18 protein-coding genes and 1 pseudogene are annotated in these 23,131 nt (G+C 59.7%); all 19 read left to right on the forward strand.

The features are described from left to right. Positions 1-90: 90 nt before the first annotated feature. The 19 genes and pseudogenes from pyrH (at position 91) to eno (ending at position 23,052) form a co-directional block, all read left to right on the forward strand. Positions 91-834 (forward strand): UMP kinase, encoded by a 744-nt coding sequence (gene pyrH, locus AB4O12_RS00060; RefSeq protein ID WP_003222124.1) that lies wholly within the window; start codon positions 91-93, stop codon positions 832-834. Continuing rightward, positions 831-1,388 (forward strand): ribosome recycling factor, encoded by a 558-nt coding sequence (frr, locus tag AB4O12_RS00065; protein WP_007954771.1) that lies wholly within the window; start codon positions 831-833, stop codon positions 1,386-1,388. Before pyrH ends, frr begins: the two co-directional genes overlap by 4 nt. A gap of 14 nt (positions 1,389-1,402) precedes the next feature. Further along, positions 1,403-2,158 (forward strand): polyprenyl diphosphate synthase, encoded by a 756-nt coding sequence (gene uppS / locus AB4O12_RS00070; protein WP_016771475.1) that lies wholly within the window; start codon positions 1,403-1,405, stop codon positions 2,156-2,158. Next, positions 2,158-2,964: a phosphatidate cytidylyltransferase gene (locus AB4O12_RS00075; RefSeq protein ID WP_016771474.1), complete on the forward strand. Its 807-nt coding sequence runs from the start codon at positions 2,158-2,160 to the stop codon at positions 2,962-2,964. Before uppS ends, AB4O12_RS00075 begins: the two co-directional genes overlap by 1 nt. Beyond that, positions 2,961-4,151, forward strand: a complete 1,191-nt coding sequence (ispC, locus tag AB4O12_RS00080; RefSeq protein WP_217852627.1) for a 1-deoxy-D-xylulose-5-phosphate reductoisomerase — start codon at positions 2,961-2,963, stop codon at positions 4,149-4,151. Before AB4O12_RS00075 ends, ispC begins: the two co-directional genes overlap by 4 nt. 54 nt (positions 4,152-4,205) lie before the next feature. Further along, complete coding sequence (rseP, locus tag AB4O12_RS00085) at positions 4,206-5,558, forward strand: sigma E protease regulator RseP (RefSeq protein WP_056783211.1); 1,353 nt, start codon at positions 4,206-4,208, stop codon at positions 5,556-5,558. A 74-nt stretch (positions 5,559-5,632) separates the two neighbouring features. After that, positions 5,633-8,008 carry an outer membrane protein assembly factor BamA gene (gene bamA, locus AB4O12_RS00090; RefSeq protein ID WP_041478127.1) on the forward strand — a complete coding sequence of 792 codons (2,376 nt, stop codon included), beginning with the start codon at positions 5,633-5,635 and terminating at the stop codon, positions 8,006-8,008. 45 nt (positions 8,009-8,053) lie between these two features. Beyond that, positions 8,054-8,557, forward strand: a complete 504-nt coding sequence (locus AB4O12_RS00095; RefSeq protein ID WP_003222140.1) for an OmpH/Skp family outer membrane protein — start codon at positions 8,054-8,056, stop codon at positions 8,555-8,557. A gap of 3 nt (positions 8,558-8,560) precedes the next feature. After that, on the forward strand, positions 8,561-9,616 hold the full coding sequence (gene lpxD, locus AB4O12_RS00100; protein ID WP_056783213.1) for a UDP-3-O-(3-hydroxymyristoyl)glucosamine N-acyltransferase: 1,056 nt from the start codon (positions 8,561-8,563) through the stop codon (positions 9,614-9,616). Between the two features lie 106 nt (positions 9,617-9,722). Further along, on the forward strand, positions 9,723-10,163 hold the full coding sequence (gene fabZ / locus AB4O12_RS00105) for a 3-hydroxyacyl-ACP dehydratase FabZ (RefSeq protein WP_016771469.1): 441 nt from the start codon (positions 9,723-9,725) through the stop codon (positions 10,161-10,163). Further along, on the forward strand, positions 10,160-10,936 hold the full coding sequence (gene lpxA, locus AB4O12_RS00110; protein WP_016771468.1) for an acyl-ACP--UDP-N-acetylglucosamine O-acyltransferase: 777 nt from the start codon (positions 10,160-10,162) through the stop codon (positions 10,934-10,936). The genes fabZ and lpxA overlap by 4 nt, the downstream gene beginning before the upstream one ends. A gap of 2 nt (positions 10,937-10,938) precedes the next feature. Beyond that, on the forward strand, positions 10,939-12,069 hold the full coding sequence (gene lpxB, locus AB4O12_RS00115) for a lipid-A-disaccharide synthase (RefSeq protein WP_460060049.1): 1,131 nt from the start codon (positions 10,939-10,941) through the stop codon (positions 12,067-12,069). An 11-nt stretch (positions 12,070-12,080) separates the two neighbouring features. Continuing rightward, positions 12,081-12,707 (forward strand): ribonuclease HII, encoded by a 627-nt coding sequence (gene rnhB, locus AB4O12_RS00120; protein WP_315435760.1) that lies wholly within the window; start codon positions 12,081-12,083, stop codon positions 12,705-12,707. Positions 12,708-12,782: 75 nt separating this feature from the next. After that, positions 12,783-16,304 carry a DNA polymerase III subunit alpha gene (gene dnaE, locus AB4O12_RS00125; protein ID WP_122747625.1) on the forward strand — a complete coding sequence of 1,174 codons (3,522 nt, stop codon included), beginning with the start codon at positions 12,783-12,785 and terminating at the stop codon, positions 16,302-16,304. A 139-nt stretch (positions 16,305-16,443) separates the two neighbouring features. Further along, positions 16,444-17,391: an acetyl-CoA carboxylase carboxyltransferase subunit alpha gene (locus tag AB4O12_RS00130; RefSeq protein ID WP_016771465.1), complete on the forward strand. Its 948-nt coding sequence runs from the start codon at positions 16,444-16,446 to the stop codon at positions 17,389-17,391. A gap of 132 nt (positions 17,392-17,523) precedes the next feature. After that, the gene (gene tilS, locus AB4O12_RS00135; protein ID WP_252877524.1) at positions 17,524-18,852 is read left to right on the forward strand and encodes a tRNA lysidine(34) synthetase TilS; all 1,329 of its coding nucleotides are present in this window, start codon (positions 17,524-17,526) and stop codon (positions 18,850-18,852) included. A 274-nt stretch (positions 18,853-19,126) separates the two neighbouring features. Beyond that, positions 19,127-20,758 (forward strand): CTP synthase, encoded by a 1,632-nt coding sequence (locus AB4O12_RS00140; RefSeq protein ID WP_076566135.1) that lies wholly within the window; start codon positions 19,127-19,129, stop codon positions 20,756-20,758. Positions 20,759-20,762: 4 nt separating this feature from the next. Continuing rightward, the gene (gene kdsA / locus AB4O12_RS00145; protein WP_041478122.1) at positions 20,763-21,608 is read left to right on the forward strand and encodes a 3-deoxy-8-phosphooctulonate synthase; all 846 of its coding nucleotides are present in this window, start codon (positions 20,763-20,765) and stop codon (positions 21,606-21,608) included. Between the two features lie 155 nt (positions 21,609-21,763). Further along, positions 21,764-23,052, forward strand: a pseudogene (gene eno / locus AB4O12_RS00150) (phosphopyruvate hydratase). Positions 23,053-23,131: the final 79 nt, after the last annotated feature.

Genomic DNA, 23,131 nt, shown 5'->3' on the forward strand with positions numbered 1-23,131 from the left:
CGATGGCGCTGCAGCAGCGCCAAGCTAGAGTGAACGCCAGCTGTAAACAGCTCGCAAAGAATTTTAAATACGCCGCAGGAGAGATTCGCAATGGCTCAGCAGGGCAGTGGTTATCAGGCTCGCTATAAACGCATTCTACTCAAGCTTAGCGGCGAGGCCCTGATGGGCTCGGAAGAGTTCGGGATCGATCCGAAGGTACTGGATCGCATGGCGCTGGAAGTCGGCCAGCTGGTCGGCATCGGCGTCCAGGTCGGTCTGGTCATCGGCGGTGGCAACCTGTTCCGTGGCGAAGCCCTGAGCAAGGCCGGGATGGATCGGGTCACGGGCGACCACATGGGCATGCTGGCCACTGTGATGAACGCCTTGGCCATGCGCGATGCGCTGGAACGTGCCAATATCTCGGCCATCGTCATGTCCGCCATCTCCATGGTCGGTGTGACCGATCATTACGATCGCCGCAAAGCCATGCGCCACCTGAACTCCAAAGACGTCGTGATCTTCGCGGCCGGTACCGGCAATCCGTTCTTCACCACGGATTCGGCAGCCTGCCTGCGTGCAATCGAAATCGACGCCGACGTTGTGCTCAAGGCCACCAAGGTTGATGGCGTGTACACCGCAGACCCGTTCAAAGACCCGCATGCCGAGAAGTTCGATCATCTGACTTATGATGAAGTACTGGATCGCAAGCTGGGCGTAATGGATCTGACTGCCATCTGCCTGTGCCGCGATCACAAGATGCCGCTGCGCGTATTCAACATGAACAAGCCCGGCGCCCTGCTGAACATCGTGCACGGCGGCGCTGAAGGGACTTTGATCGAGGAAGGCCAACAATGATCAACGAAATCAAGAAAGACGCCCAAGCGCGTATGCAGAAATCCCTGGAATCTCTGAACCACGCGTTCGGCCAGATTCGTACCGGCAAGGCTCACCCGAGCATCCTCGGCAGCGTCATGGTGCCTTACTACGGCACTGACACTCCGCTGAGCGGCGTTGCCAACGTCACCGTGAAAGATTCGCGCACCCTGCAGGTCGTGGCCTTCGAGCGCAACATGCTCGCTGCCGTCGACAAGGCGATCCAGAGCGCTGGGCTGAACCTCAACCCGACCAACCTGGGCGAGTTGCTGCTGATCCCGATGCCGGCCCTCACCGAGGAAACGCGCAAAGGTTTCACCAAGCAGGCGCGCAGCGCAGCGGAAGACGCGCGCGTTGCTGTGCGCAACATCCGTCGTGATGCCTTGGGCGAGCTGAAGAAACTGGTCAAGGACAAGGAAATCAGCGAAGACGAAGAACGTCGTGCCATCGCTGATATCGATAAGCTGACCAAAGAATCCGAGGCCCAGATCACCAAGGCCACGGACGAGAAAGAAAAAGACCTGATGGCCGTATAAGGGTCGAGCTTTAAATGGACAAGACCAAGCAGACTGCGCCGTCCGCGGTGCCGCGCCATGTCGCGATCATCATGGATGGCAATAATCGCTGGGCGAAAAAACGCTTTATGCCGGGTGTCGCCGGGCATAAAGCGGGCGTGGATGCTGTGCGGGCGGTGATCGAGGTGTGCGCTGAGGCCAAGGTCGAAGTCCTGACCCTGTTCGCCTTCTCCAGTGAAAACTGGCAGCGCCCGGCCGATGAAGTCAGTGCCTTGATGGATCTATTCTTCAAGGCTCTGCGTCGCGAGGCCAAGCGTCTCAACGACAACAACATCAGCCTGCGCATCATTGGCGATCGCTCGCGCTTCCACCCTGAGCTTCAGGCGGCGATGCGCGAGGCCGAGGCCATGACGGTCGGTGCCAACCGCTTTGTCCTGCAGATCGCCGCCAACTATGGCGGCCAGTGGGATATCGCTCAGGCCGCGCAGCGTCTGGCGCGTGAAGTCCAGGCCGGGCATTTGCGCCCGGAGGACATTACCCCGGATCTGCTGCAGACTTGTCTGGCCACCGGCGATCTGCCGTTGCCTGACCTATGCATCCGCACCGGTGGCGAGCATCGCATCAGCAACTTCCTGCTGTGGCAGCTGGCCTACGCCGAGCTGTACTTCTCCGACCTGTTCTGGCCGGACTTCAAACACGACGCCATGCGCACTGCGCTGGCCGATTTCGCTTCGCGCCAGCGTCGTTTCGGTAAAACGAGCGAACAGGTCGAAGCTGGAGCCCGGGTTTAATGCTTAAACAACGAATCATCACTGCACTGATCCTGCTGCCGATCGCCTTGTGCGGGTTTTTCCTGCTCAAAGGTGCAGGCTTCGCGCTGTTCATCGGTCTGGTAGTCAGTCTCGGTGCGTGGGAATGGGCGCGTCTGGCCGGCTTCACCGCACAATCGTTCCGCGTCGGCTTTGCCGCTGTGGTCGCCCTGATGCTGTTCGTCATGTATGTGCTACCGGGCCTTGCGCCTTGGGTGCTCGGTGCATCGGTGATCTGGTGGGCGATTGCGACTTATCTGGTGCTGACGTATCCACGCTCCAGCGCGCACTGGTCCACTGCGGCAACCAAACTGCTGATTGGTCTGCTGATCCTGCTGCCTGCGTGGCAGGGTCTGGTGCAGATCAAGCAGTACCCGCTGGGTAACTGGTTGATCATGGCGGTGATGGTGTTGGTCTGGGGCGCGGACATCGGCGCTTACTTTTCCGGGCGCAAGTTCGGCAAGCGCAAGCTCGCGCCGCAGGTCAGCCCGGGCAAGAGCTGGGAAGGCGTGTACGGTGGTCTGGCGCTGAGTCTGGTGATCACTGCGATCGTCGGGCTGGTGCGCGACTGGACCGTAGCCGAGCTGCTCAAAGGCCTGATCGGCGCTGCAGTGATCGTCTTTATTTCCGTGGTCGGTGACCTTACCGAAAGCATGTTCAAGCGCCAATCCGGCATCAAGGACAGCAGTAATCTGCTGCCCGGGCATGGTGGCGTGCTGGATCGCATCGACAGCCTGACCGCAGCCATTCCGGTGTTCGCCGTATTGCTCTGGATGGCCGCACCGTGAGTCGTCCCCAGCAGATTACGGTGTTGGGTGCGACCGGTTCGATCGGTCTGAGCACCCTTGATGTGATTGCGCGTCATCCTGAGCGTTATCAGGTTTTCGCATTGAGTGGTTTCACGCGCCTCACTGAGTTGTTCGCGTTGTGCGTGCGTCATGTGCCGCAGTTTGCCGTGGTGCCTGAAGTGGCCGCAGCGCGCGGTTTGCAGGATGACTTGCGTGCAGCCGGTTTGCCGACTCGCGTCCTGGTAGGCGAGGAGGGCCTGTGTCAGGTTGCCTCCGCGCCCGAAGTCGATGCAGTAATGGCGGCCATCGTCGGTGCGGCCGGGCTGCGTCCGACACTGGCGGCGGTCGAGGCGGGCAAGAAGATTCTGCTGGCCAATAAAGAAGCGCTGGTGATGTCCGGCGCTCTGTTCATGCAGGCCGTGCGCAAAAGCGGTTCGGTACTGCTGCCGATCGACAGCGAACACAATGCGATTTTTCAATGCATGCCAGCGGATTTCGCCCGCGGCTTGAGCTCGGTGGGTGTGCGGCGGATTTTGCTGACAGCCTCTGGCGGGCCTTTCCGGCAGACACCGATGTCCGAGCTGGCGAATGTTTCGCCTGAGCAGGCGTGTGCACATCCGAACTGGTCCATGGGGCGCAAGATCTCCGTGGATTCAGCGAGCATGATGAACAAGGGCCTGGAACTGATCGAAGCCTGCTGGTTGTTCGACGCCAGGCCGGCTCAGGTCGAAGTAGTGATCCATCCGCAGAGCGTGATCCATTCTCTGGTGGATTACGTCGATGGCTCGGTGCTGGCGCAATTGGGCAACCCCGACATGCGCACCCCGATCGCCAATGCCCTGGCCTGGCCGGAGCGTATCGATTCCGGCGTAGCGCCACTTGATCTGTTCGCCATTGCACGACTGGATTTCGAAGCGCCCGATGAAAGCCGTTTCCCCTGCCTGCGTTTGGCCCGTCAGGCGGCCGAAGCTGGCGACAGCGCGCCGGCGATGCTTAACGCGGCCAATGAAGTGGCGGTTGCAGCGTTTCTCGACGGACGGGTTCGCTACCTGGAAATCGCGAGTATCATCGAGGAAGTCTTGAATCTGGAGCCGGTGGTGGCGCTGAACGATCTGGATGCCGTATTTACGGCGGACGCGAAAGCGCGATTGCTGGCCGAGCAATGGTTGAGTCGGCACGGCCGATAGTTTTTGCAACACAACGGCGACACGCGACACTGAACAGGATTGCGGAGAAAGTAGATGAGCGCGCTCTATATGATTGCCGGCACCCTGATCGCCCTGGGTGTGCTGGTCACCTTCCACGAATTCGGCCATTTCTGGGTCGCGCGTCGCTGTGGCGTCAAGGTTCTGCGTTTTTCCGTGGGCTTCGGCATGCCGCTGCTGCGCTGGCATGACAAGCAGGGCACTGAGTTCGTGGTCGCCGCGATTCCGCTGGGCGGCTACGTCAAGATGCTCGACGAGCGCGAAGGCGAAGTGCCGGTTGATCAACTTGATCAGTCGTTCAATCGCAAATCGGTACGTCAGCGTATCGCCATTGTTGCTGCCGGCCCGATTGCCAACTTCCTGCTGGCGCTGGTGTTTTTCTGGGTGCTGGCGATGCTCGGCAGCGAGCAGGTGCGTCCGGTCATCGGCGCGGTCGAGTCTGGCAGCATTGCCGCCAAGGCGGGTCTGAACGCGGGTCAGGAGATCGTCTCGATCGATGGCGAGCCAACGTCCGGTTGGGCTGCGGTCAATTTGCAACTGGTGCGTCGTCTCGGTGAAAGCGGTGCGATTCAATTGCTGGTGCGCGAGCAGGGTTCGACGGCAGAATCACCGCGCACGCTGGCACTGGATAACTGGCTAAAAGGTGCCGACGAGCCGGATCCGATCCGCTCGCTGGGCATTCGTCCTTGGCGTCCGGCCTTGCCACCGGTGCTTGCCGAGCTGGACCCGAAAGGTCCGGCCCAGGCCGCCGGGCTGAAAACCGGCGATCGCTTGCTGGCTCTTGATGGTCAACCGCTGAGTGACTGGCAGCAGGTGGTTGATACCGTTCGTACGCGTCCTGATACCAAAATCATGCTGCGCATCGAGCGCGACAATGCTCAAATCGACGTCCCTGTGACCCTGGCGGCGCGCGGTGAAAGCAAATCGCCAAGCGGTTATCTGGGCGCTGGCGTCAAAGCCATCGACTGGCCACCGGAAATGATCCGCGAAGTCAGCTATGGCCCGCTGGCCGCGATTGGCGAGGGTGCCCGTCGCACTTGGACCATGAGCATTCTGACGCTGGATTCACTGAAGAAAATGCTGTTCGGCGAGCTCTCGGTAAAAAACTTGAGTGGACCGATAACCATTGCTAAAGTGGCGGGCGCTTCTGCCCAGTCGGGCGTCGCTGATTTCCTGAATTTCCTTGCTTATCTGAGTATTAGCCTGGGCGTTCTGAATTTGCTGCCCATTCCTGTACTGGATGGGGGGCATTTGTTGTTTTATCTGATCGAGTGGGTGCGTGGTCGCCCCTTGTCGGATCGGGTGCAAGGTTGGGGGATACAGATCGGTATCAGTTTGGTGGTCGGGGTGATGTTGCTTGCTCTGGTCAACGATCTGGGTCGACTGTAACGCTTCGCTGAATTGCGAATCTGCCGCATTTTGCGGCAGTTTGTTTATTGCCAGTTGGAATAAGAAAGGACTTCATGAAACGTCTGCTGCTAACTGCGGTTCTCACCGTATTGATGATCGCCGAAGTTCACGCCGAGTCCTTCACTATCTCTGATATTCGCGTCAATGGCCTCCAGCGGGTCTCCGCGGGTAGCGTCTTTGGTGCCTTGCCGTTGAACGTCGGCGAGCAGGCGGATGATCGTCGCCTGGTGGAATCCACTCGTGCGTTGTTCAAAACCGGTTTCTTTCAAGATATCCAGCTGGGCCGCGAAGGCAACGTTCTGGTCATCACCGTGGTCGAGCGTCCATCGGTCGCCAGTATCGAAATCGAAGGCAACAAGGCGATTTCCACTGAAGACCTGATGAAAGGCCTCAAGCAATCCGGTCTGGCCGAAGGCGAAATCTTCCAGCGCGCCACCCTCGAGGGTGTGCGTAACGAACTGCAACGTCAGTACGTCGCCCAGGGTCGCTACTCGGCAACCGTTGACACCGAAGTGGTTTCGCAGCCGCGTAACCGCGTGGGTCTGAAGGTGAAGATCAACGAAGGTACCGTTGCCGCCATTCAGCACATCAACGTGGTAGGCAATACGGTTTTCCCTGAGGAAGACCTGACCGACCTGTTCGAACTGAAAACCACCAACTGGCTGTCGTTCTTCAAGAACGATGACAAATATGCCCGTGAAAAACTTTCCGGTGACCTGGAGCGTCTGCGTTCCTACTATCTGGACCGCGGCTATATCAACATGGACATCGCTTCGACCCAGGTATCGATTACCCCGGACAAGAAGCACGTCTACATTACTGTCAACGTCACCGAAGGCGAGAAGTACACCGTTCGTGACGTCAAGCTCAGCGGTGACCTGAAAGTCCCTGAAGACCAGATCAAGTCGCTGTTGCTCGTGCAGAAGGGCCAGGTGTTCTCGCGCAAGCTGATGACCACCACCTCCGAGCTGATCACCCGTCGTCTGGGTAACGAGGGCTACACCTTCGCCAACGTCAACGGCGTGCCTCAGCCGCATGATGATGACCACACTGTGGACATCCTCTTCGCTGTCGATCCGGGCAAGCGTGCCTACGTAAACCGCATCAATTTCCGTGGCAACACCAAGTCCGAGGACGAAGTGCTGCGTCGTGAAATGCGTCAGATGGAAGGTGGCTGGGCTTCGACCTACCTGATCGACCAGTCCAAGACCCGTCTTGAGCGTCTGGGCTTCTTCAAGGAAGTCAACGTTGAAACCCCGGCTGTGCCAGGTGTCGACGACCAGGTTGATGTGAACTACGCCGTTGAAGAACAGGCTTCCGGTTCGATCACCGCCAGCGTCGGTTTCGCCCAGAGCGCCGGTCTGATCCTCGGTGGCTCGATCACCCAGAACAACTTCCTCGGTACCGGTAACCGCGTCAGCATCGGCCTGACCCGCAGCGAATACCAGAGCCGCTACAACTTCGGCTACGTTGACCCCTACTGGACCGCTGATGGCGTGAGCCTGGGTTACAACGCGTTCTATCGCACCACCGACTACGATGAACTCGATGCCGATATTTCCAGCTATGCGGTAGACAGCCTCGGTGCGGGCGTGAACGTTGGCTACCCGATCAGTGAGACTTCGCGTCTGACGTTCGGTCTGTCTGCCCAGCAGGACAAGATCAACACCGGTCGCTATACCGTTGACGAGATTTTCGATTTCGTCGAGAAGGAAGGCGACAACTACCTGAACTTCAAGGCCTCGGCCGGTTGGTCCGAGTCGACCCTGAACAAAGGCGTGTTGCCGACCCGTGGTCGTTCCCAGAGCCTGACCCTGGAAACCACCATTCCTGGCAGCGACCTGTCGTTCTTCAAACTTGACTACCGTGGTCAGCTGTTCCAGCCGATCACCGAAAACTACACACTGCGCCTGCACTCCGAACTCGGTTATGGCGATGGTTACGGTTCGACCGATGGTCTGCCGTTCTATGAAAACTACTATGCCGGTGGTTTCAACTCGGTTCGTGGCTTCAAGGACAGCACCCTCGGCCCGCGTAGTACGCCGAGCCGTGGTAACAACCCGGGCACTATTGCAGACCCGGACCAGGATCCGCTGCCGTTCGGTGGTAACGTCCTGATCCAGGGTGGCGTGGAAGTCCTGTTCCCGCTGCCATTCGTCAAGGATCAGCGTTCCCTGCGGACTTCGGTCTTCTGGGATGTCGGTAACGTGTTTGACTCGCAGTGCAAGGACACTACGAACGCCAATGGTTCGTCGTCCAACACCAAGTGCAACGACATCAGTCTGAGCAACATGGCCAGTTCCGTCGGTGTCGGCGTGACCTGGGTCACCGCACTGGGGCCGTTGAGCTTCGCCCTGGCGATGCCGATCAAGAAACCGGATGACGCTGAAACTCAAGTGTTCCAATTCTCCCTCGGCCAGACGTTCTAAGCGTCTGACCCAAGATAACGACAATGGATTTTGTAGGAGTGCATCGTGCGTAAGTTGACTCAATTGGTTCTCCTGGCCTCCGTACTGGTGGCAGGCCCGGCGTTCGCCGACATGAAAATTGCCGTGCTGAACTATCAGATGGCACTGCTGGAATCCGACGCGGCGAAGAAGTACGCGGTGGATGCAGAGAAGAAGTTCGGTCCGCAACTGACCAAGCTGAAAACCCTGGAAAGCAGCGCCAAAGGCATTCAGGACCGTCTGATGGCCGGTGGCGACAAAATGCAGCAGGGCGAGCGTGAGCGTCTGGAGCTGGAATTCAAGCAAAAGGCTCGTGACTTCCAGTTCCAGTCCAAGGAACTGAATGAAGCCAAAGCCGTTGCCGACCGTGAAATGCTCAAGCAACTGAAGCCGAAACTGGACAGTGCCGTGGAAGAAGTCATCAAGAAAGGTGGTTTTGACCTGGTGTTCGAGCGTGGCGCAGTCATCGATGTCAAACCTCAGTACGACATCACGCGCCAGGTTATCGAGCGCATGAATCAGCTGAAGTAACCCATGACCGTGACTATCAGGCTCGGCCAGTTGGCCGAGCACCTCGGCGCCACCCTGCGTGGCGACCCCGAGACGCAAATTACTGGGCTAGCCACTTTGCAAGAGGCTGGCCCAGCTCAGTTGAGCTTTCTGGCAAATCCCCAATACCGCAAATACCTGGCCGGTTCTCAGGCAGCTGCACTGCTGCTCAAGGAGGCCGACGCTGAGGGTTTTGCCGGTAATGCCCTGGTGGTGCCGGACCCTTACCTGGCCTATGCACGCATCTCGCATCTGTTCGATCCAAAGCCAAAAGCGGCTGGCGGGATTCATCCGACAGCGGTGATCGCGGCGGACGCAGTGGTTGATCCAAGTGCCAGCATCGGTCCGTTCGTGGTGATCGAAGCCGGTGCACGCATCGCTGCACAGGTCACGCTGGGCGCGCATTGCGTAGTCGGCGCGCGCAGCGAAATCGGTGAAGGCGGCTGGCTGGCTCCGCGCGTCACGCTCTATCACGATGTGCGCATCGGCAAGCGTGTGGTTATTCAGTCCGGCGCAGTGATCGGCGGTGAGGGCTTCGGCTTCGCCAACGAAAAAGGTGTCTGGCAGAAAATCGCCCAGATCGGTGGCGTGACCATCGGCGACGATGTCGAGATTGGCGTGAACACCGCCATCGACCGCGGCGCTCTGGCCGATACTGTGATCGGCAACGGTGTGAAGCTCGACAACCAGATTCAGATCGCGCACAACGTCCAGGTCGGTGATCACACCGCCATGGCTGCATGCGTTGGCATTTCCGGCAGCACCAAGATCGGCAAGCACTGCATGCTCGCCGGCGGTGTTGGTCTGGTCGGCCACATTGATATTTGCGACAACGTTTTCCTGACCGGGATGACTATGGTGACTCACTCGATTACCGAGCCGGGCGCCTATTCTTCCGGCACAGCCATGCAACCGGCGGCCGAATGGCGCAAAAGCGCGGCCCGAATCCGTCAGCTCGATGACATCGCGCGACGGTTGAAACAGCTGGAAAAGCGCGTTGGGGAAGTGACCCCTGACGGCAATGCTTCATCTGATGGCTGATACCATTTCCATATCAAGTGTGCACAGCCTCTGGACTGCCTCCTTGATTTGCTAGAGGAGTGCGCGTCAGTCGCGCTCCCAATCTTTACATAGGCTTTCCCCTGAAATGATGGACATCAACGAGATTCGCGAATACCTGCCTCACCGTTACCCGTTCCTGCTGGTGGACCGGGTGGTGGAACTGGACACTGAAGGCAAGCGAATTCGCGCCTACAAGAATGTCAGCATCAATGAACCGTTCTTCAATGGTCACTTCCCTGCGCATCCAATCATGCCGGGCGTGCTGATCATCGAGGCGATGGCTCAGGCTGCCGGGATCCTCGGTTTCAAGATGCTCGACGTCAAACCGGCCGACGGCACCCTGTATTACTTCGTCGGTTCCGACAAGCTGCGCTTCCGCCAGCCAGTCAAGCCGGGCGATCAGTTGATCCTTGAAGCGACTTTCATCAGCTGCAAGCGCAAGATCTGGAAGTTCGAATGCCAGGCTTCGGTGGACGGCAAGCCGGTCTGCTCGGCAGAAATCATCTGCGCGGAACAGAAAGTATGAGTTTGATTGACCCTCGCGCAATCATCGATCCGTCCGCCGTTCTGGCTGACGGCGTCGAGGTCGGCCCGTGGTCGATCATCGGCGCAGGTGTGGAAATCGGCGAGGGTACCGTGATCGGGCCGCATGTGATCCTCAAGGGGCCGACCCGCATTGGTAAACACAATCGCATCTACCAGTTTTCTTCGGTAGGCGAAGACACCCCGGATCTGAAGTACAAAGGCGAGGAAACCCGCCTGGTGATCGGCGACCACAACGTTATTCGTGAAGGCGTGACCATTCACCGTGGCACCGTGCAGGACCGTTCGGAAACCACACTGGGTGATCACAACCTGATCATGGCCTATGCCCACATCGGCCATGACAGCGTCATCGGCAATCACTGCATTCTGGTCAACAACACTGCGTTGGCCGGGCATGTACACGTTGACGACTGGGCGATCCTCTCCGGTTTCACCCTGGTGCATCAGTACTGCCACATTGGCGCCCACAGCTTTTCCGGCATGGGCACGGCGATCGGCAAGGACGTTCCGGCGTTCGTCACCGTATTCGGCAACCCGGCCGAAGCGCGCAGCATGAACTTCGAAGGCATGCGCCGTCGCGGTTTCAGCGAAGACGCGATCCACGCCTTGCGTCGTGCTTACAAGACGGTCTATCGGCAGGGCCTGACGGTCGAGCAGGCGCTGGCCGAGCTGGCCGAGCCGTCTGCGCAGTTCCCTGAAGTCGCCGTGTTCCGCGATTCGATCCAGGCGTCGACTCGCGGCATCACCCGCTGATCATGGCCAGTCTGCGTATCGCGCTGGTGGCGGGTGAGGCTTCCGGTGACATTCTCGGCGCCGGCCTCATGCGCGCGCTCAAGGCACAGCACCCGGCAGTCGAGTTCATCGGCGTCGGCGGTCCGCTGATGCAGGCCGAAGGCCTGACCTCGTACTTTCCCATGGAGCGCTTGTCGGTCATGGGGCTGGTGGAGGTCCTCGGTCGGCTGCGTGAGTTACTCAAACGCCGCAAAGAGCTGATTGCCACACTGATCGCCGCCAAGCCGGACGTGTTCATCGGCATCGATGCGCCGGATTTCAACCTCAATATCGAACTCAAGCTGCGTCAGGCCGGGATCAAGACCGTGCATTACGTCAGCCCGTCGGTCTGGGCGTGGCGGCAGAAGCGGGTGCTGAAGATCCGCGAAGGTTGCGATCTGATGCTGACCCTGTTGCCGTTCGAGGCGAAATTCTACGAAGAGAAAGGCGTGCCGGTGCGTTTCGTCGGTCACACCTTGGCCGATACCATTCCGCTGCAAGCCGACCGCGCCGCTGCACGCACCGAACTGGGATTGGCCGACGGCCCGCTGGTAGCGCTGATGCCGGGCAGCCGTGGCGGGGAAGTCAGTCGCCTCGGTGCGCTGTTCCTCGACACCGCCGAACGTCTGCGCGCCATGCGTCCGGGCGTGCGCTTTGTCATGCCTTGTGCAAACCCGGAACGCCGGGTGCAACTTGAGGCCTTGCTTGCTGGCCGGGATTTGCCGGTGACATTGCTCGACGGTAAATCCCATCTGGCCCTCGCCGCGTGCAACGCCGTGTTGATCGCCTCCGGCACTGCTACCCTTGAAGCGCTGCTGTACAAGCGACCGATGGTGGTGGCATATCGGTTGGCGCCGCTGACGTTCTGGATTCTCAAACGCATGGTCAAGAGCCCGTACGTGTCGCTGCCCAACTTGCTCGCCCAGCGCTTGCTGGTGCCGGAGTTGTTGCAGGATGATGCGACTGTCGAGGCGTTGGCGCAGACGCTGTCGCCCTTGATCGATGGCGGTGATGAACAGACCCGCGGCTTCGACGAGATCCACCGCACGCTGCGGCGCGATGCTTCCAATCAGGCGGCGCAAGCCGTCCTTGACCTGATCGGCAAACCACAATGAGCAAGACAAGCATGCAAATGGGCCTGGATTTCACCCTGGTCGCCGAAGTCGAAGAACTGGTCGCCGGTGTTGATGAAGTCGGTCGTGGTCCGTTGTGCGGTGCGGTGGTGACGGCGGCAGTGATTCTCGATCCGAAACGGCCGATCCTCGGCCTCGACGATTCGAAAAAACTCACCGAAGCCAAGCGCGAAAAGCTCTACGACGAGATCTGCGAAAAGGCGCTGAGCTGGTGCATCGCTCGCGCCGAAGTCGAAGAAATCGACGATCTGAATATCCTCCACGCAACCATGCTGGCCATGCAGCGCGCGGTTGCCGGTCTGCACATTCAGCCGAAACTGGCGATGATCGACGGTAACCGCTGCCCGCATTTGCCGATGCGTGCCGAGGCTGTGATCCAGGGCGACGGCAAGGTACCGGCGATCGCGGCGGCGTCGATTCTGGCCAAGGTCAGCCGTGACCGCGAAATGGCGGCATTCGAATTGATCTACCCGGGCTACGGCATCGGTGGCCATAAAGGCTATCCGACGCCCGTTCATCTGGAAGCGCTGGCGCGGCTCGGCCCGACGCCGATTCACCGCCGCTCGTTCGCCCCGGTACGCCTGGCTTACGAGGCGCGGGAAAGCCTGACGCAGGTTTAGGCGCAAGGCTGATGTTTTATCGAGGCCCGGTACAATCCGGGCCTCGTTGTCTCTATGTAACTGGACAGGATCACTATGCCGGCTTCATTCGTTCATCTACGCCTGCACACTGAATACTCCCTGGTCGACGGGCTGGTGCGGATCAAGCCGCTGGTCAAGGCGCTGACCGCCATGAACATGCCGGCGGTCGCGGTCACCGACCAGAACAACATGTGTTCCCTGGTCAAGTTCTATAAAAACGCCATGGGCGCCGGCATCAAGCCGATCTGCGGCGCAGACCTGTGGCTGGCGAACAAGGACCCGGATGCACCGCTGAGCCGCCTCAGCCTGCTGGTGATGAACGCTCAGGGTTATCGCAATCTCACCGAACTGATCTCGCGTGGCTTCATCGAAGGCCAGCGCAACGGCATGGTCATCGTCGAGCGCGAGTGGGTGGCCGAGGCCAACGAAGGTTTGATCATGCTGTCCGCCGCCAAAGAAGGCGAGATCGGCATGGCCATGATCGGTGGCAACCCGGCGGAAGCCGAAGCGCTGGCGCGCGAGTGGATGGCGGTGTTCCCGGATCGCTTCTATCTGGAAATCCAGCGCACCAACCGCCCCAACGATGAAGAACAGCTGCACGGCGCCGTGGCACTGGCCGACAAGCTTGGCGCACCGCTGGTGGCGACCAACGATGTGCGTTTCATCAAGCAGGAAGACTTCGCCGCCCACGAAACTCGTGTGTGCATCGGTGAGGGCCGCGCCCTCGATGACCCGCGTCGTTCGAAGAATTACAGCGATCAGCAATACCTGAAAAGCGCCGAGGAAATGCTCGAGCTGTTCAGCGATATTCCCGACGCCATCGAAAACACCGTCGAGATCGCCAAGCGCTGCAACATCGAAGTGAAGCTGGGCACACACTTCCTGCCCAACTTCCCGATTCCCGATGGCATGACCATCGACGAATATTTCCGCAAGGTCTCCTTCGAAGGTCTCGAAGAACGCTTGGCTGTGCTGCTGCCCAAAGACACTACTGAAGACTACGAAGCCAAGCGTCAGGTCTACGTCGACCGCTTGAATTTCGAGCTGGATATCATCATCCAGATGGGCTTCCCCGGTTACTTCCTGATCGTGATGGACTTTATCCAGTGGGCCAAGAACAACGGCGTGCCGGTAGGTCCGGGCCGTGGGTCGGGTGCCGGTTCGCTGGTGGCTTACGTACAGAAGATCACCGACCTCGACCCGCTGGAATATGACCTGCTGTTCGAACGTTTCCTCAACCCGGAACGGGTCTCCATGCCCGACTTCGACGTCGACTTCTGCATGGACGGTCGTGACCGGGTGATCGATTACGTGGCCGAGAAATATGGCCGCAACGCGGTGAGCCAGATCATCACCTTCGGTTCCATGGCCGCCAAGGCTGTGGTCCGTGACGTGGCGCGGGTGCAGGGCAAGTCCTATGGCCTGGCGGATCGTCTGTCGAAGATGATTCCGTTCGAAGTCGGCATGACCCTGGAAAAAGCCTACGAGCAGGAAGAGATCCTGCGCGACTTCATCAAGGTCGATGAAGAAGCGGCGGAAATCTGGGAGATGGCGCGCAAGCTTGAGGGCGTGGTGCGTAACGTCGGCAAGCACGCCGGTGGTGTGGTGATCGCGCCGACCAAATTGACCGATTTCTCGCCGATCTATTGCGACGAGGCCGGTGACGGTCTGGTGACCCAGTTCGACAAGGACGACGTTGAGGCCGCCGGTCTGGTGAAGTTCGACTTCCTCGGCCTGCGTACCCTGACGATCATCGACTGGGCGCTCAAGACCATCAACCGTGACCGCGCCAAGGTCAACGAGCCGCCGCTGGATATCGCCTTTATCCCGCTCGACGACAAGCCGACCTATCAGTTGCTGCAAAAAGCCGAAACCACGGCGGTGTTCCAGCTTGAATCCCGGGGCATGAAAGAGCTGATCAAAAAGCTCAAGCCCGACTGCCTGGAAGACTTGATCGCACTCGTTGCACTGTTCCGTCCCGGTCCGCTGCAATCGGGCATGGTGGACGACTTCATCAACCGTAAGCACGGTCGCGCCGAACTGGCCTATCCGCACTCGGACTACCAGTACGACGGTCTCAAGCCGGTACTGGCGCCGACTTACGGCATCATCCTGTATCAGGAACAGGTGATGCAGATTGCCCAGGTCATGGCCGGTTACACCCTCGGCGGTGCGGACATGCTGCGTCGGGCGATGGGTAAGAAAAAGCCCGAAGAAATGGCCAAGCAGCGCGGCGGCTTCATCGAGGGCTGCGCGACCAACGGGATCGACGCGGATCTTGCCGGTAACATTTTCGACCTGGTGGAAAAATTCGCCGGTTACGGCTTCAACAAGTCCCACTCCGCCGCTTACGGCCTGGTGTCATACCAGACCGCTTGGCTGAAAGCTCACTACCCGGCGCCGTTCATGGCCGCGGTACTTTCGGCGGATATGCACAACACCGACAAGGTCGTGACCTTGATCGAGGAAGTGCGGACGATGAAGCTGCGTCTCGACGCGCCGGACGTGAACACTTCGGAGTTCAAGTTCACGGTGAACGACGACGGCCGTATCGTTTATGGCCTCGGCGCGATCAAGGGTGTCGGTGAAGGTCCGGTGGAAGCGATCACCGAAGCGCGACAGGCCGGTCCGTTCAAGGATCTGTTCGATTTCTGCGCGCGGGTCGACCTCAAGCGCATCAACAAGCGCACCCTCGATGGACTGATCCGCAGCGGTGCGCTGGATCGCCTCGGCCCGTATTTCCACGACGAACAAAAGGCCTATCAGGCCAACATCGACCGTAACCGCGCGGTATTGCTGGCGGCGATGGAAGAGGCGATCAAGGCGGCCGAGCAGACCGCGCGAACCCACGACAGTGGCCACGCCGACCTGTTTGGCGGCTTGTTCGTCGAAGAAGACGCCGACGTTTACGCGTCTCATCGCAAAGCCAAGGAACTGACCCTCAAGGAACGCCTCAAGGGTGAAAAAGACACCCTGGGCCTGTACCTGACCGGTCACCCGATCGACGAATACGAAGGCGAAATCCGCCGCTTCGCCCGTCAGCGCATCATCGACCTGAAACCGGCGCGCGATACGCAGACGGTGGCGGGGATGATCATTGCCCTGCGGGTGATGAAGAACAAGAAGGGCGACAAGATGGGCTTCATCACCCTCGACGACCGCTCCGGACGGATCGAAGCGTCGCTGTTTGCCGATGCGTTCCATTCGGCGCAGTCGCTGCTGCAGACCGACGCGATGGTGGTGGTCGAAGGCGAGGTCAGCAATGACGACTTCTCTGGCGGTCTGCGCCTGCGGGTCAAGCGCGTGATGAGCATGGAAGATGCGCGGACCAATCTGGCCGAGAGCCTGCGCCTGAAGCTGCACACCCAGGATCTGAAAGGCGATCAGCTACGCTGGTTGGGCGAACTGCTCAAGCGTCATCGCGGCGCGTGCCCGGTGACCATGGAGTACACCAGCCCGGATGCGAAGACCTTGCTGCAGTTCGGCGAGACCTGGCGGATCGACCCGGCGGATACCTTGATTCAAGCCCTGCGTGACCAGTTCGGGCGAGACAACGTCTTCCTCCAATACCGTTGACCGGCAAGTGCCATCATGGCGCTTGCCCGCAACCTGAATTTTTAATCTCGACCTCAGCGCGCCTCTCCCTTAAGGTAGGGCGCGAATAGACAACCGGCCGGCCCAAGCTCACTTGGGACACGACCCAAGACGGACGCCTATGAACCCGAATTTTCTAGATTTCGAACAGCCGATCGCCGACCTGCAAGCCAAGATCGAAGAGTTGCGCTTGGTCGGTAATGACAATTCGCTGAATATCGGCGATGAGATCTCCCGCCTGCAGGACAAGAGCAAGACGCTGACCGAAGACATCTTCGGCAAGCTGACCAGCTGGCAGATCGCACGCCTGGCGCGTCACCCGAAACGCCCTTACACCCTCGATTACATCGAGCACATCTTCACCGAGTTCGACGAGCTGCACGGCGACCGTCACTTCTCCGACGACGCTGCCATCGTTGGCGGTATCGCCCGTCTGGAAGACCAGCCGGTGATGATCATCGGCCACCAGAAGGGCCGTGAAGTGCGTGAGAAAGTTCGCCGCAACTTCGGTATGCCGCGTCCGGAAGGCTACCGCAAGGCCTGCCGTCTGATGGAGATGGCCGAGCGCTTCAAGATGCCGATCCTGACCTTCATCGATACCCCGGGCGCTTATCCTGGCATCGACGCTGAAGAGCGCAACCAGAGCGAAGCGATTGCCTGGAACCTGCGTGTGATGGCGCGTCTGAAGACTCCGATCATCGCCACTGTAATTGGTGAAGGTGGTTCCGGCGGCGCACTGGCCATCGGCGTCTGCGATCAATTGAACATGCTGCAATATTCGACCTACGCGGTGATCTCGCCGGAAGGTTGCGCATCGATCCTGTGGAAGACCGCCGAGAAAGCACCGGATGCCGCTGAAGCAATGGGCATCACCGCTGAGCGTTTGAAAGGCCTGGGTATCGTCGACAAAGTGATCAGCGAGCCACTGGGCGGCGCCCATCGTGACCCGGCTGCTGCCGCCGCTTCGATCCGCGCCGAACTGAGCTCGCAACTGGCAATGCTCAAGCAGTTCGATAACGAAGCGCTGCTCAAGCGCCGTTACGATCGCCTGATGAGCTACGGTCTCTAAGTCAGACGCGCATTATCCCTGTGGGAGCGAGCCTGCTCGCGAAACCGGTATGACAGTCGACGAAATTGTTGAATGTTAAATCGCTTTCGCGAGCAGGCTCGCTCCCACAGAGGGTTAGGCAAAGGTGCAGATATGGGCCAGTCCCCGATTGATTTGCCATCCCGTCTTCTGCTGAATCTTGAGCCTTGGCGCCACGCCGCTCACTGGCGCATCGCCTTCTCCGGTGGCCTCGATTCCACCGTCCTCCTGCATCTGCTCGCCACTCTGGCGAACACCGAATCCCTCCCTGCGCTCAGCGCCATTCATATCCACCACGGCCTTCAGGCTGCGGCCGATGCATGGCCGCAACATTGCCAGGCCGTTTGTAATGCGCTGGGCGTGCCGTTGCAAGTGAAGCGGGTGACCGTAAAGGGCGGGGCGAGCCTGGAGCGGGCGGCGCGGGATGCGCGTTATGCCGCGTTCAGTTCGCTGACGCAGACCAATGACGTGTTGCTGACTGGCCAGCACCGCGATGACCAAGCGGAAACGCTGCTTTTTCGGCTGTTGCGCGGTGCCGGTGTACGCGGGCTCGGGGCGATGCCGCAGCGGCGCCCAGTGGGGCAGGGCACGCTGGTTCGACCGTTGCTGGATGTCAGCCGTGCTGAGCTGGAAGGTTATGCACAGGCGCATCAGTTGCGCTGGATCGAAGACCCGTCGAACCAGGACCGGCAGTTTTCGCGCAACTATCTGCGCCATCAAGTCATGCCGGTCCTCACCGAACGCTGGCCGCAAGCGCAGGCCAGCATGGCGCGCACGGCTGCGCATCTGCGTGAGGCGCAGGGCTTGCTCGATGAGCTGGCGCAGATCGATCTCGCACAAGCCGAAACGGTCCATGAATTCGCTTGGCTGGGTGTGCCATCCCTGGAGCTGACATCATTGAGGGCATTGTCTGACGCGCGCCAGCGAAATGCCCTCAGCCACTGGCTCGAACCATTGACCCGGCTGCCAGATGCTGACCATTGGTCGGGTTGGACAACACTGTGCAATGCCGGCGCCGACGCTTCTCCGATCTGGCGTCTGGCCGACGGAGAGCTGCACCGCAGCGGCCGTCGCGTCTGGTGGCTGAGCGGCAATTGGTTGGGCGCGCCAGTGATCGGCGCCGACTGGCAGACCCCGACTTCAGCGCTACGCTTGCCGGATAACGGACGCGTAATGCTCCACGGGCAAGCTCCATCCGGGCCTTTGCGTATTGCCTATCGGCAAGGCGGTGAGGTCATGCAACTGGCCGAGCGCGGCAGTCGTGATCTCAAGCGTCTGCTCAACGAGCGCGCGGTCCCGGCCTTCGTGCGTGGCAGATTGCCGCTGCTGTTTCGTGGCGAAGAATTGCTCGCCGTGGCGAACCTGCCGGGTCTTGCTGGTCAGATGGACGAAGGCTGGACATTGCACTGGCAGCCAACAGACGAAGATCAAGGTTTGAGCTGAAAGGAGCATTCCGGTAGACTACGCTCCCTTCTTGATACAACTTCTGTGGATTCGCCTGAATTGCAGGAGTTGCCGATTACCAAGCAGTCTTTGCTGGGCGATTCCAAAAAATGTGTAGCGAGCAACGTACCGGTGTTTCATCTGCCGGTCTGTCACAACGCGGCGGTTTTTTCGAAAGGTGCACTGTGATTAATGCAGGTGATCGGGGGCTTCGGCCTTCCTTCGCTTTCCCCGGCGGCTCGTTCCGCTTTAACGCAGACTTCTAGGGTTTTTCATGACGCGCTACATATTCGTCACGGGCGGTGTTGTTTCTTCATTGGGGAAAGGCATTGCCTCGGCTTCATTGGCGGCTATCCTGGAGGCGCGGGGGCTTAAGGTCACCATGCTGAAGCTGGATCCGTACATCAACGTCGATCCAGGCACCATGAGTCCGTTCCAGCACGGTGAAGTGTTCGTCACCCACGACGGCGCCGAGACCGATCTGGATCTGGGGCACTACGAGCGGTTCATCCGCACGACCATGACCCAGAACAACAACTTCACCACCGGCCGTGTCTACGAGCACGTGCTGCGCAAAGAGCGCCGTGGCGACTACCTGGGTGCAACCATCCAGGTGATCCCGCACATCACCGACGAAATCAAACGTCGCATCATCAAAGGTGCCGGTGACGCTGACGTGGCGATGGTTGAAATCGGTGGCACCGTCGGTGACATCGAGTCGCAACCATTCCTCGAAGCCATCCGCCAGTTGCGTTTCGAAGTCGGCGCCAAGCGCGCGATGCTGATGCACCTGACGCTGGTGCCGTACATCGCCACCGCTGGCGAAACCAAGACCAAACCGACCCAGCACTCCGTCAAGGAACTGCGCTCGATCGGTCTGCAGCCAGACGTGCTGGTGTGCCGCTCCGATCACCCGATCGATGTGTCCTCGCGTCGCAAGATCGCGCAATTCACCAACGTTGAAGAGCGTGCGGTAATCGCGCTGGAAGACGCCGATACCATCTACAAGATCCCGGGCATCCTGCACTCGCAGGGCCTGGACGATTTCGTCGTCGAGCGTTTCGGTCTGCAGTGCGGCAGCGCCGATCTGTCCGAGTGGGACGCAGTGGTCGATGCCAAGCTGAACCCGGAACACGAAGTGACCATCGCCATGGTCGGCAAGTACATGGAACTGCTCGACGCCTACAAGTCGCTGATCGAAGCGATGAGTCATGCCGGCATCAGCAACCGCACCAAGGTCAACCTGCGCTACATCGATTCCGAAGACATCGAGAACCAGGGCACTGCGCTGCTCGAAGGTGTCGACGCGATTCTGGTGCCGGGCGGCTTCGGTCTGCGTGGCGTTGAAGGCAAGATCACCGCTGTTCAGTACGCTCGCGAAAACAAGGTTCCGTACCTCGGCATCTGCCTGGGCATGCAAGTGGCGGTCATCGAATTCGCCCGTAACGTACTGGGCTGGAAAGACGCCAACTCCACCGAGTTCGATCGTGCCAGCGGCCATCCGGTTGTCGGTCTGATCACCGAGTGGGAAGACGCCACCGGCGCTGTCGAAGTACGTACCGAAGCGTCCGATCTGGGCGGCACCATGCGTCTCGGCGCGCAGGAATGCCTGCTCGAGCCGGGCTCCAAAGTCCATGATTGCTACGGCAAGGACGTGATTGTCGAGCGTCACCGTCACCGGTACGAAGTGAACAACAACCTGCTGCCGCAGATCATCGAAGCCGGCCTGAAGATTTCCGGTCGCTCCGCCGATGCTGCGCTGGTCGAAGTGGTTGAAGCGCCGGATCATCCATGGTTCGTCGCCTGCCAGTTCCACCCTGAGTTCACCTCGACCCCACGCGACGGCCATCCGCTGTTCAGCGGTTTTGTCAAAGCCGCGTTGGCTCAACACCAGAAGAAGGCGTAACCCGATGGCACAGAAGATCATCCGCGTCGGCGACATCGAGATTGCCAACGACAAACCCATGGTGCTGTTCGGCGGCATGAACGTGCTGGAAAGCCGTGACATGGCCATGCAGGTTTGCGAAGAGTACGTGAAGGTCACCGAAAAACTCGGTATCCCTTACGTGTTCAAGGCCAGCTTCGACAAGGCCAACCGTTCTTCTGTGACCTCGTATCGCGGTCCTGGCCTGGAAGAGGGCATGCGCATCTTCCAGGACATCAAACAAGCCTTCGGCGTGCCGATCATCACCGACGTCCACGAGCCGCATCAGGCCGCGGTCGTCGCTGAGGTCTGCGACATCATTCAACTGCCGGCCTTCCTGTCGCGCCAGACCGATCTGGTTGTCGCGATGGCCAAGACCAATGCCGTGATCAACATCAAGAAAGCCCAGTTCCTCGCGCCTCAGGAAATGAAACACATCCTGAACAAGTGCGTGGAAGCCGGTAACGATCAGTTGATCCTCTGCGAGCGTGGTTCGAGCTTCGGCTACAACAACCTCGTGGTCGACATGCTCGGCTTCGGCATCATGAAGCAGTTCGAATACCCGGTGTTCTTCGACGTGACCCACTCGTTGCAAATGCCTGGCGGTCGTTCCGACTCCGCCGGCGGTCGCCGCGCGCAGGTCACCGATCTGGCCAAGGCCGGCATGAGCCAGTCGCTGGCGGGTCTGTTTCTCGAAGCGCATCCGGATCCGGACAACGCCAAATGCGACGGCCCTTGCGCCTTGCGTCTGGACAAACTGGAGCCATTCCTGGCCCAGCTCAAGGCTCTGGACGAACTGGTGAAGAGTTTTCCGACGGTAGAAACCGCGTAACGCTCGATTCTCCGGTAAAGTACCGCACGATTTGTCGCTCATGCCCTCGGGCGTGAGCGTTGTCGTCTGCAAGTCTGCCCGCTGTACTTCGCTTGCCGACGATAAAGATTTCCTCTAGCTGCGTCGTTTTCGTCAACTTTGGAGTGTTTACAACAATGGCAAAAATCGTCGACATCAAAGGTCGTGAAGTTCTCGACTCCCGTGGCAATCCCACCGTGGAAGCGGACGTGCTTCTCGACAACGGCATCATCGGCAGCGCCTGCGCGCCGTCCGGTGCATCCACTGGCTCGCGTGAAGCGCTCGAGCTGCGTGATGGCGACAAGAGCCGTTACCTGGGCAAGGGCGTGCTCAAGGCGGTAGCCAACATCAACGGTCCGATCCGCGATCTGCTGCTGGGCACCGACCCGAGCGACCAGAAAGCCCTCGACCAAGCGATGATCAAGCTCGACGGTACCGAAAACAAGGCGACCCTGGGCGCCAACGCCATCCTCGCCGTGTCCCTGGCTGCGGCCAAGGCGGCTGCGCAGGATCAGGATCTGCCGCTGTACGCACACATCGCCAACCTCAACGGCACCCCGGGTGTGTACTCGATGCCGGTCCCGATGATGAACATCATCAACGGTGGCGAGCACGCCGATAACAACGTCGACATCCAGGAATTCATGGTGCAGCCGGTCGGCGCCAAGTCGTTCTCGGAAGGTCTGCGCATGGGCACCGAGATTTTCCATCACTTGAAAGCTGTGCTGAAGGCCCGTGGCCTGAGCACCGCCGTTGGTGACGAAGGCGGTTTCGCACCGAACCTGGCTTCCAACGAAGACGCGCTGAAAGTGATCTCCGAAGCCGTGGCCAACGCCGGTTACAAGCTGGGCACCGACGTGACCCTGGCGCTGGACTGCGCCGCGAGCGAGTTCTACGAAGACGGCAAGTACAACCTGTCCGGCGAAGGCCGGTGTTCACTGCTGAAGGTTTCGCCGACTACCTCAAAGGTCTGACCGAGCGTTACCCGATCATCTCCATCGAAGACGGTCTGGACGAGTCCGACTGGGCCGGCTGGAAAATCCTCACCGACAAGATCGGCGAGAAGACCCAACTGGTGGGCGACGACCTGTTCGTGACCAATACCAAGATCCTGAAAGAAGGCATCGATAAAAAGATCGCCAACTCGATCCTGATCAAGTTCAACCAGATCGGCACCCTGACCGAAACCCTGGAAGCCATCCAGATGGCCAAGGCTGCCGGCTACACCGCCGTGATCTCGCACCGCTCTGGCGAAACCGAAGATTCGACCATTGCCGACCTGGCTGTGGGCACCTCGGCTGGCCAGATCAAGACCGGTTCGCTGTGCCGCTCCGACCGCGTTTCCAAGTACAACCAACTGCTGCGTATCGAAGAGCAGTTGAACGGCAAGGCCAAGTACAACGGCCGTGCCGAGTTCCGCGGTTAAGCGCAACCTGATCAAAGGACACCGGATTGTGTCGGAAAAGTCGTGACAGCGATGGATTTGCCACTAATCTGATGCCTTA

The organism is Pseudomonas sp. S2_A05 (assembly GCF_054668485.1).

Bases quoted from the DNA above. Each gene is read 5' to 3' on its own strand.
- pyrH (WP_003222124.1), top strand. From the start codon at position 91: ATGGCTCAGCAGGGCAGTGGTTATCAGGCTCGCTATAAACGCATTCTA.
- AB4O12_RS00075 (WP_016771474.1), top strand. From the start codon at position 2,158: ATGCTTAAACAACGAATCATCACTGCACTGATCCTGCTGCCGATCGCC.
- lpxB (WP_460060049.1), top strand. From the start codon at position 10,939: ATGGCCAGTCTGCGTATCGCGCTGGTGGCGGGTGAGGCTTCCGGTGAC.
- frr (WP_007954771.1), top strand. From the start codon at position 831: ATGATCAACGAAATCAAGAAAGACGCCCAAGCGCGTATGCAGAAATCC.
- bamA (WP_041478127.1), top strand. From the start codon at position 5,633: ATGAAACGTCTGCTGCTAACTGCGGTTCTCACCGTATTGATGATCGCC.
- AB4O12_RS00140 (WP_076566135.1), top strand. From the start codon at position 19,127: ATGACGCGCTACATATTCGTCACGGGCGGTGTTGTTTCTTCATTGGGG.
- lpxD (WP_056783213.1), top strand. From the start codon at position 8,561: ATGACCGTGACTATCAGGCTCGGCCAGTTGGCCGAGCACCTCGGCGCC.
- tilS (WP_252877524.1), top strand. From the start codon at position 17,524: ATGGGCCAGTCCCCGATTGATTTGCCATCCCGTCTTCTGCTGAATCTT.
- lpxA (WP_016771468.1), top strand. From the start codon at position 10,160: ATGAGTTTGATTGACCCTCGCGCAATCATCGATCCGTCCGCCGTTCTG.
- uppS (WP_016771475.1), top strand. From the start codon at position 1,403: ATGGACAAGACCAAGCAGACTGCGCCGTCCGCGGTGCCGCGCCATGTC.
- dnaE (WP_122747625.1), top strand. From the start codon at position 12,783: ATGCCGGCTTCATTCGTTCATCTACGCCTGCACACTGAATACTCCCTG.
- AB4O12_RS00130 (WP_016771465.1), top strand. From the start codon at position 16,444: ATGAACCCGAATTTTCTAGATTTCGAACAGCCGATCGCCGACCTGCAA.
- rseP (WP_056783211.1), top strand. From the start codon at position 4,206: ATGAGCGCGCTCTATATGATTGCCGGCACCCTGATCGCCCTGGGTGTG.
- kdsA (WP_041478122.1), top strand. From the start codon at position 20,763: ATGGCACAGAAGATCATCCGCGTCGGCGACATCGAGATTGCCAACGAC.
- rnhB (WP_315435760.1), top strand. From the start codon at position 12,081: ATGCAAATGGGCCTGGATTTCACCCTGGTCGCCGAAGTCGAAGAACTG.
- fabZ (WP_016771469.1), top strand. From the start codon at position 9,723: ATGATGGACATCAACGAGATTCGCGAATACCTGCCTCACCGTTACCCG.